The 10,981-nt window shown below is 35.1% G+C and carries 11 protein-coding genes; all 11 read right to left on the minus strand.

The window, feature by feature from the left end; genetic code table 11:
• Position 1: 1 nt before the first annotated feature.
• Positions 2-1,378 carry a glycine--tRNA ligase gene (locus tag QZQ55_RS03660; RefSeq protein ID WP_295089993.1) on the minus strand — a complete coding sequence of 459 codons (1,377 nt, stop codon included), beginning with the start codon at positions 1,376-1,378 and terminating at the stop codon, positions 2-4.
• 136 nt (positions 1,379-1,514) lie between these two features.
• Positions 1,515-2,438 (minus strand): serine aminopeptidase domain-containing protein, encoded by a 924-nt coding sequence (locus QZQ55_RS03665; protein WP_295089996.1) that lies wholly within the window; start codon positions 2,436-2,438, stop codon positions 1,515-1,517.
• 15 nt (positions 2,439-2,453) lie between these two features.
• A complete protein-coding gene (gene recO, locus QZQ55_RS03670; RefSeq protein WP_295089999.1) occupies positions 2,454-3,191 on the minus strand; it encodes a DNA repair protein RecO in 738 nt (245 codons plus the stop codon).
• A complete protein-coding gene (era, locus tag QZQ55_RS03675; RefSeq protein ID WP_295090002.1) occupies positions 3,178-4,074 on the minus strand; it encodes a GTPase Era in 897 nt (298 codons plus the stop codon). The genes recO and era overlap by 14 nt, the downstream gene beginning before the upstream one ends.
• Positions 4,071-4,466 (minus strand): cytidine deaminase, encoded by a 396-nt coding sequence (gene cdd, locus QZQ55_RS03680; protein WP_295090005.1) that lies wholly within the window; start codon positions 4,464-4,466, stop codon positions 4,071-4,073. Before cdd ends, era begins: the two co-directional genes overlap by 4 nt.
• A complete protein-coding gene (gene ybeY / locus QZQ55_RS03685) occupies positions 4,466-4,933 on the minus strand; it encodes an rRNA maturation RNase YbeY (RefSeq protein ID WP_295090008.1) in 468 nt (155 codons plus the stop codon). The genes cdd and ybeY overlap by 1 nt, the downstream gene beginning before the upstream one ends.
• A gap of 6 nt (positions 4,934-4,939) precedes the next feature.
• A complete protein-coding gene (locus tag QZQ55_RS03690) occupies positions 4,940-6,958 on the minus strand; it encodes a cysteine peptidase family C39 domain-containing protein (RefSeq protein WP_295090011.1) in 2,019 nt (672 codons plus the stop codon).
• A gap of 54 nt (positions 6,959-7,012) precedes the next feature.
• Entirely contained in the window at positions 7,013-8,188 is a 1,176-nt protein-coding gene (locus QZQ55_RS03695; protein ID WP_295090013.1) for an aspartate aminotransferase family protein, read from the minus strand.
• On the minus strand, positions 8,188-9,303 hold the full coding sequence (locus QZQ55_RS03700) for a M20 family metallopeptidase (protein ID WP_295090015.1): 1,116 nt from the start codon (positions 9,301-9,303) through the stop codon (positions 8,188-8,190). Before QZQ55_RS03700 ends, QZQ55_RS03695 begins: the two co-directional genes overlap by 1 nt.
• A gap of 2 nt (positions 9,304-9,305) precedes the next feature.
• Positions 9,306-10,010 (minus strand): 2,3,4,5-tetrahydropyridine-2,6-dicarboxylate N-acetyltransferase, encoded by a 705-nt coding sequence (dapD, locus tag QZQ55_RS03705; protein WP_295090018.1) that lies wholly within the window; start codon positions 10,008-10,010, stop codon positions 9,306-9,308.
• A complete protein-coding gene (gene dapF, locus QZQ55_RS03710; protein WP_295090020.1) occupies positions 10,003-10,842 on the minus strand; it encodes a diaminopimelate epimerase in 840 nt (279 codons plus the stop codon). Before dapF ends, dapD begins: the two co-directional genes overlap by 8 nt.
• Positions 10,843-10,981: the final 139 nt, after the last annotated feature.

The following is a 10,981-nucleotide window of genomic DNA, read 5'->3' on the forward strand; positions in this document are numbered from 1 at the left end:
CTTAGTTAAAACGTGTTTTATCTGCGATATAATCTTTTAACTGATCAATTGGTAATCTGATCTGTTCCATAGTGTCACGATCTCTTACAGTAACGCTATGATCTTCAGCTGTATCGAAGTCTACAGTGACACATAATGGTGTACCAATTGCATCCTGTCTTCTATATCTCTTACCAATCTGACCTGCCTGATCATATTCACAATAGAAGTCTTTCACTAATTCGTTATAAAGTGCCATTGCTTCATCAGACTGTTTCTTAGTAAGTGGTAATACTGCCACTTTTACTGGTGCTAATGCAGGATGGAAATGCATTACTTTTCTTACATCACCATTTTCAAGTTTCTGTTCTTCGAATGCATCTGCAAGAACTGATAAGAATAAACGGTCAGCACCTACTGATGGTTCAATAACGTATGGAAGATACTTTTCATGAGTGTCTGGATCTAAGTATTCTAAGTTCTTCTTAGAATATTCCTGATGACGTCCTAAGTCATAATCAGTACGATCTGCGATACCCCATAATTCACCCCATCCAAATGGGTATAAGTATTCGATATCTGTTGTTGCTTTAGAGTAGAAAGAAAGTTCTTTCTGGTCATGGTCTCTGTATCTTAAGTTTTCTTTTTTGATACCTAAATCATATAAGAACTGCATACAATCATGACGCCATTTTTCAAACCATTCTAAGTCTTCATTTGGTTTTGTAAAGAATTCAAGTTCCATCTGTTCAAATTCTCTCGTACGGAAAATGAAGTTACCTGGAGTGATTTCGTTACGGAATGACTTACCAATCTGTCCAATACCAAATGGTAATTTCTTACGTGATGTTCTCTGAACATTCTTGAAGTTTACAAAGATACCCTGAGCAGTTTCTGGTCTTAAGTAGATCTTGCTCTTAGCATCCTTTACAACACCCATAGATGTTTCAAACATTAATTCGAACTGTCTGATATCTGTGAAATCATGTCCACCACATTCAGGACATGCGATGTTATGTTCTCTAATAAAAGTCATCATTTCTTCTGGAGTCCATCCATCTGGATGTAATTCAGGATCATAAGCTTCAATTAATTTATCCGCTCTATGTCTTGATTTACACTGTTTACAGTCAATAAGTGGGTCATTGAAGTTGCCTACATGTCCACTTGCCTGCCAAACTCTTGGATTCATAAAGATTGCAGAATCAATACCTACGTTGTAAGGACATTCCTGAACGAATCTCTTCCACCATAAGTTTTTGATGTTGTTCTTTAACTGGACACCCATTGGTCCGTAATCCCATGTATTTGCGAGTCCATCATAGATTTCTGATCCCTGATAGACAAAACCTTCACCTTTTGCATGTGCAATTAGTTTTTCCATATCTTTTGTAGCCATATTTTCCTCCTTGAGATAAGAAATGACTTAGGAAAACCCTAAGCCATGAACTTTATAGTCCTATTATTTATACCCTTATAGTGTATATTTGTCAACCAATCATAAGGGTATAAAAAAGAACCTTTCCTAAGAAAGGTTAGATATAAGTACGTGCGTTTAACCAGGCAAGAATATCTGTATAGACATTGATACGATCCTTGCCAAATAGTAATGCATGACGTTTGTTGTCATAAATTTTTAATGTGATATCGGACATACCAAGTGTTTTATAGTTATGATAGATCAATTGTGCATCTTTACCTAGACGAGTGAGAGGATCAAGCGCACCTGAAGCAACCCATGTAGATAAGTAAGTCGGTGTTTTCTGATATGTCTCTTCACTATTAGCATGTCTAGAAATCTTATAGATATCACTATAGCCTTTGACTGTATAAGAGAAATTCGTCAATGTATCATTAGAAAATCTATCTACTATTTTTTCATTATCTGTAAGATAAGAGAATGGATGATCATCATTGAAACAACGAGAAAGCTTTAATCTACTTCTTAATGCAAGCTTATTTAAATGATATCTTTCACCCTTCACCAACTTAAAGAAATTAAAACAAAGATTCTTATAGCGATATGCTCTTACACCAGACACAGCCCCCATCAACAACATTCCCTGGAAATAATCACCAAAGCGTGCTGCATATTCACGAATCATCTGTGCACCAAGACCAGTTCCTAAATAAAAATAAGGTGTATCCGTATAGCGTGCCATCATGATTTTCTGTAGATGATGCATATCCTTCATCAAATGATCAAGTACTTCTCCTTTTCCAAAATAACCCTGTTCAAAATCAATCAGTGAATGACCATGTCCGACCATATCACTCACTACGACAACATATCCTTTATCACACATGAAATTCGCAAAATGATCATAGTTACATGCATTTTCATTGAGATCATGCTGTACAAATAAAACAGCTTTAACTCTAATGATCACCTGTGGTTCATAAATGAAAAAGTGAACATGTATATGTAGTGTTGATGTATAAGTTTCTTCATGCTTCATACATCATTCCTCCCCTCATATCCATTCCTTCACAAAACGCAACGCATTGAGATATATTCCACAATATTCGTCAATATAATACTCAAATATAAACAATATCTCTTTAAGTACAGATTCATCTATAGACAATGTATCAATATGCGCCATCGGCGTCTTATAAATATGACGTATTGCCTTTAAAGCTTCTATAGACATCTGTACATCCTTTGGTGTTTGATGCTTATGGCATACAAACCCACCATCTACAAGTGAAAAAGAAGTGACTGATGTATGTCCACAATGGACACACCCGTCTACTTCTAACTCTATTCCGTTATCTTTCATAATAAAGACAAGAATCAATGCATAAATCAATTTATATGAATATCCTGTATCTATTGCCTTAAGTGCATCAGCCAAAAATGCATAAGTATCTAGATCTGGTTTATTTTCAGGAACATAGCGATAATAATATTCCAATAAACATTGTGCAAGAATATCTGTTTCTATATGGTGCTGGATATGTGTATAGTATTCAATTCCTGTTGCACGTACAAGCGTAGACAAACCTTTACGTATATTCAATTCAAATAAGCTTAATGTAGAAGGTGTCACTCCACGGGCGTTTTTAGAATTAATCTTTCTAATTCCTTTTCCATAGACAGATATGCGACCATAGTCATGTGTATAAATAGAAAGGATAGCATCAGATTCTTTTGAAGGTGTTATTTTAAGTACAACCCCTTCTGTTTTCTCAATATTATGAGTAATCATCCTGGTTGTAACCAAATTCCTTTAAATACTGTGCTTTATTACGCCAGTCTTTTTCTACCCTTACAAAGAGTGAAAGCTTAACAGGAACACCTGCAAAACGCTTCATATCACGTCTTGCCTGGTCTTTGATCTTCTTGATCATTGTCCCCTGCTTACCAATAATAATACCTTTCTGGCTCTTTCTATTCACAATAATGACAGCCATAATGTCTAATCCATTTTCATCTTCAATCCACTGTTCAATTTCTATTGCCACATCATGTGGAATTTCATCATGAGTGAAATAAAGAATCTTTTCACGGATGAATTCAGCCATAATAAACTGTTCTGGATGGTCTGTAATTGTATCTTCTGGATAAATAGCTGGACCTTCTGGTAAATCCTGTTTTACAGTTTTAATTAATTCATCCACATTATCTCCATTAAGTGCACTGATTGGGATGATTTCCTTAAAGTCCATCATCTGATTCCATTCAATCAATTTATCCATTAATTCATCTTTTGAAAGAAGATCTGCCTTATTTAAGACAAGATAGACAGGACATTCTGCTTTCTTAAGTTTTTCTACAATAAAGCGGTCCCCCTTACCAATACGTTCATTGGCTGGTTCAATAAATAAAATCACATCAGTTCCTACAATACTATTTAAAGCTGTTGTATTCATAAATGAACCTAAACCATCCTGTGGCTTATGAATACCTGGTGTATCTAAAAATACAATCTGTGCTTCATCATCTGTATAAACACCCTGAACTGTATTTCTAGTCGTCTGGGCAGTAGGTGATGTAATGACTAATTTTGTCTTTAAAATATGATTTAATAAAGTAGACTTTCCTACATTAGGACGTCCTACAATACTTACGAAACCTGATTTATAACTCATAAATCCTCCTCACTAAAACTTCTAGGTAATAATTCATAGATATTTGTCACTTCATAGTGATCTCTTGCCCCTAATACAATAGGTGTATCAGGCTTTAAAAGTTCACTCAATACCTGACGACATGAACCACAAGGAGAAATCAATGTAGGTCCATCTCCGACAATTGCAAGTGCTTTAATATCCTCTTTACGGTAACCTTGACAATAAGCCTGAAATACTGCATTACGTTCAGCACACATTGTAGAACCAAAAGCTGCATTTTCAATATTGGCACCATAAATCATCTTGCCATCATTGAGTTCACAGCAAGCCCCTACTAAAAAGTGTGAATAAGGGGCATAAGCATTTTCTCTTGCCTTAAATGCTTCATCTACTAGATATTGATAATCCATTAGACTCCCTCTCTTTCAATACTTAAGGCGCCTAAAATCTCATCCTGTAAATCAAACATTTCCTTTTCCTGTTCATCAGTCATATGATCATAACCAAGTAAGTGGAGAATACCATGTGTAAATAAGAAACACATTTCTCTTCTTAAAGAATGACCATATTCTTCTGCCTGTTTCTTTGCATGATCTACAGAAATAAAAATATCCCCTAAGGTTCTAGGCATGCCTTCCACATAAAACTGATCATTATCTTCCATCGCAAAACTTATAACATCAGTAGAACGATCTATATGACGATATTCTCTATTAATTTCATGGATTCTTTCATCATCCACAAGTACACATGATACTTCTACATCATCTTCAATTTCTAAAGTCTTTAAAGCCTGTTCAATAATAGCTGTAAAATCCTGTTCATAATTATTTTCAAAGTTATCTATTTCATTATCAAATACAAAATCTATATTCATTTATGATCACCCTTTCTCGATGATTTTTCCTTTTTCCATTATAACATAGTCATATCCCATGTTCATGATTTTTTTATCATGTGAAATCACCATAAACAACTTTTCTTGATAAGTCTCAAACAAAGTTTTAATGATGATTTCTTTACGTTCAAAAGAAAGATGACTCAGGGCCTCATCAAGAATATAAATATCTCCATCACACAACAAGGCACGGGCAAGAGAAAGAATCTGTTGTTCTCCTAAGGATAAAGGAAGTCCCTGAGAAGTGATGGGTGAGTCTCCTAATTCTATCAATCTTTCTCCTGTTAAGGAAAGTAATACATGAAGTATACGTTCTTCATCCTCACAATTCAATACTTCTTTGATAGAACCAGGAATAAATGATTCATGTTCCTGTATAAGAATGATATGTTTCTTTAAAGAATCCTGATTGATATCCTTTAAAGGCTTATTATTTATGAATATTTCACCACGATAGTGAGGATCATTACCTTCTAGCAAATAAGCTAAAGTAGACTTACCTGATCCATTATCTCCAAATAAAAAGAAAGAATGATCGATTTCTAAATCAAGATGATTGAGGACAGGTTCATGAAAACCATAAGCATAAGAAACATTATTCATATGAATGGCATGAATGGGTTCTTCTATAAGTAATTGCCCTTGTGGTAATGGAGTAGTAAGTTCCTTATACTTTTCATAAAGTACTGTACTTTGGGAATATTCCACAAGAGTGGTACAGAGATGAATAAGAGGAATAAGAATCATATTATAAACCATATAAAATAAGATCAATTCACCCATACGAATACTCTTTTGGTGATAGAGAAATAACCCCACAAATAATATAAGTGCTTCTCCAAGTATTTGGATCATATGCATACCAGTAGAGAGTGTAAGTGAGAATTCTTCTTGATCCTGCTTATGATTGGCTTCATTTTCATAATAGTGTTCATATCTTTTTAGCCATTGATGTTTTCCATAATATCTCTTTCCTATTTCTCTCTGATCCAAATAATCAATCAATGCATGAGAAGACTCAATATGAGCCGCAATATAATCCTTATAGAGTTCTAAGAAGTGTTTACTTTTAAAATAAATAAAGAAAGATAGAATCACTAATACAACAACAAGTACTAAAGATAGCTGTCTGGAAATAAGTAATAAACCAAGTAGTTCTAATACAATAGATACAAGATCTACATAGAAGATACTAAAATACGCAATACAGAACTGACTTAACTGGTATAAGTCCATGATCTGTGGATGTAATGTTCCTGTATCTCCTTTCAAGTCCATTGCATGACTGATACTTGTATACACAAACTCCTTATCAAATGCTCGTGTGAGAAGTATACTTTTCTTCTCTTTTGTCTTTTCTATTCCAATCTTTATTAAACCAATCAATAAATAAGCCCCTGATACAACCATTAATATCACTATGGGTGTTTTGACCTTCATATAATCAATAAGCGATGCATAGATAAGTGATAAGACATAAGAGAATAATGTGATAAAGAATGTATAGCTGCCTAGTTTTCTAATATCCTTATGATAGAGTTTCTTGATTTCCTTCAAGAACTGTTTAAATGTCTTATTCTCATATTCAAAATAACGTCCAATATGAGTGATTGATACTACATTTTCTGTATAGATTGATGTCAATTCTTCTTGATCATAGACCACAATACCATGTGCAGGATCACCAATAATATAAGTATCTTCCTTGATTTCATAGAGCACTACAAAATGTCCTATGCCCTCTTCTAATGTATGTAAGATACAAGGCAAAGTAATATGTTCTTTAATATCTGATAAAGAAGCATGGTATGCTTTAGCTTCTATCGCATAAGCCTTAAATGTTTCTACTAATCCCTTAATAGTTGTACCTGTATGGTCCATTCGTGCTTTTCTTTTAATATTGAGGGTGTCTTCTTCAATATCATAATATTTCAATATCATCTTGATACAATAGACACCACAGGATATTTCATCATCCTGAAGATATATAGGATATTTACGCATATAAAAAACCTCCCACTTACTTATTCCTTTACAAGCGGGAGATTTCTTAATATTTTAAGCTAAAACTTTTCTAAGTTTAGTAATAAATTCATCAACATGTTCTTTTGTGATTACTAGAGGTGGTAATAAACGGATCACTTTTTCACTTGCAGTTACTACAATGACACCTTCATCAAGTAATGCCTGAACATATTTCTTAGCTGGGACATTTAATACAATTCCCTGCATTAATCCTAAACCTCTATGACCTACGACACAGTCATAATCCTCAACAACTTTATCTAATTCTTCTAGAAGATATTCAGATACTTCTCTACAGTTTTCTACAATTGAATCTTTCTTCAAGATATCAAATACAGTAGAAACAGCAGCAGTCACAAATGGATTACCTCCATAAGTGCTTCCATGGTCTCCTGGTTCCATTGCCTCTGCAAACTTTTCATTAGCCACAAAAGCACCTACTGGTACACCACAGCCAATACCTTTCGCAAGACAGACAATATCAGGTAGGATATCATACTGGAAATAAGTCATGATAGTTCCTGTTCTTCCCATACCACACTGTACTTCATCAAGAATAAGACAGATATCTTTTTCATCACAGATTTGTCTTAATCCCTGTAAGAATTCTTTTGTGCATGGATTGACACCACCTTCACCCTGTACTGGTTCTACAATAATAGCGCCTGTACGATCAGTAAGTAGTGCTTTAACGCTTTCTAAGTCATTTAAAGTGGCATATTTTACACCTTCCATTAATGGACCAAATGCCTGCTGATAATGTGCATTACCAGTTAACTTAACAGAACCTGTTGTACGTCCATGGAATGACTGATGGAATGCGATCACTTCACTATCAGCCTTATGGTGTTTTAAGAAGTAGTATTTACGTGCAAGTTTTAATGCCCCTTCAGTCGCTTCTGCACCTGAGTTACAGAAGAATACCTTTGAAAGACGAGTTGCTTCTACTACTTTCTTAGTTGCTTCAATTGCAGGAACAGTATAGAAATAGTTAGAAACATGAGTTAATGTCTTTAACTGCTTTTCTACAGCTTCTACATAAGCAGGATAACCATAACCAAGTGAATTAACACCAATACCACTATAGAAATCCAAGTATTTATTACCTTCTGTATCATAGAGATATACTCCCTCTCCATGATCTAAAACAGTATCATATCTGCCATAAGCATGAAGAAAATACTGTTCTCCTTCTTCATAATAACCCATTATTTCTCCTCCTGATAATTCAAAATAATTTTCATATACATATCCACAACAGACTGTAATACAGATTCATTAAAATTGAATGTACCTGTATGTAGTCCACTCTGGAATTCCTTTGTTTTAGTACCGACAAAGATAAATAGACCTTTTACCTCTTTCTGATAGAAAGAGAAATCCTCAGCAAGCATGAGTGGTTCATCAAGTTCTTTTAGTGAAGTGATTGATGAAACATAGTTAAATAGCTTTTTATCATTGATGACAGCTGGATAGAAAGGTGGACAACTCCACTCAATCTTGCATCCATAAGCTTCTTCAAAACCTTTATTAATACGTCCTATAGAATCTGTGAGATGTGCAAACATTTCATCACTATAACAACGTACTGTGCCATGGAATTCTGTTTCCTTGGCAACACTATTACGTGCTGTACCACCATGAATTTCTCCAATATTCATAATAGCTGGATGGAATGGTGTCTTCATTCTTGTAAGAATATGCTGGTATTCATTAATTAAAGAACATGCAATAAGTAATGAATCTACACCTTCATGAGGTAATCCTGCATGCGCACCTCTTCCTATTACTTTTACATCTAATTCACCACATTCAGCCATTAAACCACCTGGTTTAGAAGCAATCACACCTTCATCTAATAAAGGCATGAGGTGAATACCAAAAATAGATTCTACATTAAACTGTTTTAATAAACCTTTTTCACAGACAATACGTGCCCCTCCAGGAGATTCTTCGGCTGGCTGGAAGATTAAAAGTATATCATAAAGAATAGGTTCTTTATTCTCTTTTAAAGCCTTCGCAAAGCCTAGAAGTGCAGTCATATGGCCATCATGTCCACAGGCATGCATAATCCCTTTATGAGTAGAGGCAAAGTCTACACCTGTTTCTTCATTAACAGGTAAGCCATCAATATCTGTTCTAAAAGCCACTGATTTACCATAGCCATGATCAATAAAGACATAGAGTCCTGTTTCTAATAATGGCTGTGGCTGATACCCCATCTTTTCCAGTTCAGCTTTTAGATAAGCTGTTGTTTGTGTCTCTTCTAATCCTAGTTCAGGAATCTGATGTAGATCCCTGCGCCATCTCTTTAAATCATCCATGATTAGATCTTTCTTAAATCATCCATTAACTGAGTCTTATCTTTTGTCTGGTCGTCTTTTTCTTCTTTCACAATACGAGCTGGGTTACCAACTACTACTGCACCTGCTGGTACATCCTTAGTAACGATAGAACCTGCACCTACGACAGCACCCTTACCAATTCTTACACCTTCAATAACAACCGCATTGGCACCAATTAATACATCATCTTCTAAGACAACTGGATTTGCTGAAGGGGGTTCAATAACACCTGCGAGCACTGCACCTGCACCAACGTGACAATGTTTACCAACTTCAGCACGTCCTCCAAGTACTGCCCCCATATCAATCATAGAACCTTCGCCAATCTTAGCACCAATGTTGATAACTGCACCCATCATGATAACTGCGTTATCTTCAATAGTGACATGTTCACGAATAAAGCAGCCTGGTTCAATACGGGCATTGATGTTTGTCATATCAATCATAGGAATCGCACTATTACGACGATCCTGTTCCATATAAGTTTCTGTAATCTTATCTTTGTTTTCTTCTAAATAAGTACGGATTGCATCTAAATCTCCAATACAGATTTTAGAATCTTCTGTACCAAACATCTTGAATCCTTCAGCCTTAGGTAAATCATGACCATTGATATATACCTTGACTGGTGTCTGTTTTTTCGCATTTCCAATATACTGGATAATTTCTTCTGCAGTTTTAAGCATATTCTTCCTCCTTTAATGTACCTTCAAAAGTAGTCCTTGCAGGACCTGTCATAAATATCTTCTTATCACGGAGTTCAATCTGTAAATGACCCCCTAATAATTCTACATCCACTTTCTCATCACACTTGTTGTTGAGATAACTTGCATACATCACAGCACATGCACCTGTACCACAAGCCATTGTTTCACCACTGCCTCTTTCCCATACACGCATCTTTAGATGTTCTCTGTCAACAACCTTTACAAATTCTGTATTGACTGATTCAGGGAATAAAGAAGCATGTTCAAACTTAGGACCAATTGCTTCGATATCAAAATCAAGTGTATCTACATACTGGATGACATGCGGATTACCCATAGAAACAGCTGTACAATAATATGTATTGCCATCTATTTCAATAGGTGCATTCACCATCTCTACCTTAGAATAATTCACTGGAATATCAGAACATAGAGTAATTGGTTCACCCATATCTACACAGACACTGACTACCTTTCCATCTTCTACATTCAATTCACAAGTTCTTATTCCTGCAAGTGTTTCAATCTTTAATGTTGTCTTATCAGTTAAACCTTGATCATAAACAAATTTAGAAAAGCAGCGGATTCCATTTCCACACATCTTTCCTTCACTGCCATCAAGGTTGAACATACGCATTCTGAAATCACATGTTTCACTTGGTAAGATGATAATGACACCATCACTGCCAATACCTATATGACGATTAGATACCTTCTTGATAAATGTTTCATCTGTTGGAACATCCTGATTGATTCCATCAAAGTAAACATAATCATTCCCGATACCTTCCATTTTCAAGAATTTCAACATTTTCTTTTACACCTTTCTTGTTCATAGTCTGAACTTATTGACAGTCTGACTACTCCCACGGGCAAGCCCGTGGGGTTCCTACTATCAAGTTTAGCTTATAATCGTACATCATTTTCAGACTTTGGAATACAAGTGTAAA

The organism is uncultured Catenibacterium sp. (assembly GCF_900540665.1).
In the GTDB taxonomy this organism is placed as follows: domain Bacteria; phylum Bacillota_I; class Bacilli_A; order Erysipelotrichales; family Coprobacillaceae; genus Catenibacterium.